Source organism: Gemella haemolysans, from assembly GCF_028308085.1.
Lineage (GTDB): Bacteria > Bacillota > Bacilli > Staphylococcales > Gemellaceae > Gemella > Gemella haemolysans_D.
The window spans coordinates 1-809 of record NZ_JAQMFS010000080.1 but is presented as its reverse complement, the minus strand read 5'-3'; the positions used below and the strand labels follow the sequence as shown (position 1 = coordinate 809).

Here is an 809-nt window from a genome sequence, read left to right as displayed (position 1 = left end):
GGTTCTGTTGCAAAGTTTTAAATAAAGAATAAAATCCCTTACGGCATCTATGATTTAAGCTGGGATTCCCAATAATACCTTGATTTCAGTACAGACCGAAAACCCGAAGAGAGTGCCTTCTTTTCGGGTTTTCTTATATAATCCTCGGATGGCTTCCATGCCTTTAATCGTGGGTGAGGCAGTGCGTAAACTTCGATAGAATTTATTGCGTCTCTTTACTGGACGATGGTCTTGTTCAATCAAATTATTCAGGTATTTAATGGTACGATGTTCTGTCCCTTGATAAAAGCCGTATTCTTTTAGTCTCTTAAAGGCACTTGTAATAGAGGGGGCTTTTTCTGTGACTACAACCTTCGGTTCATCAAACTGCTTCACTAACCGCTTAAGAAAAGCATAGGCTGCTTGTGTGTCCCGTTTTTTACGTAACCAAATATCCAAGGTTAAACCATCTGCATCGATGGCTCGATACAAATAATGCCATTTTCCTTTAATTTTGATGTATGTTTCATCCATTTTCCATGAATAAAAGGATTTTTTATTTTTCTTTTTCCAAATTTGATAGAGTAGTTTGCCATATTCTTGCACCCAACGATAAATCGTCGTATGAGAAACGTTAATGCCACGATCATATAAGATTTCTTGAACTTCACGATAGCTAAGGTTATAACGAAGATAGTAGCCCACGGCTACAATAATCACATCCTGCTGAAATTGCTTTCCTTTAAAATGATTCATCGTCATTCCTCCTGCTATCTTTTTCTATTATTCTACCTTATTTGATAGTAGATTTAAAACTTTGCAACAGAACC

General features: G+C 36.7%; 1 protein-coding gene. It reads right to left on the bottom strand.

Translation table 11 applies throughout. From position 1 onward, the window contains the following. Positions 1-54 precede the first annotated feature (54 nt). Positions 55-735 (bottom strand): IS6-like element IS1216 family transposase, encoded by a 681-nt coding sequence (locus PNO30_RS06685; RefSeq protein ID WP_271987618.1) that lies wholly within the window; start codon positions 733-735, stop codon positions 55-57. Positions 736-809: the final 74 nt, after the last annotated feature.

Bases quoted from the DNA above. Each gene is read 5' to 3' on its own strand.
- PNO30_RS06685 (WP_271987618.1), bottom strand. From the start codon at position 735: ATGAATCATTTTAAAGGAAAGCAATTTCAGCAGGATGTGATTATTGTA.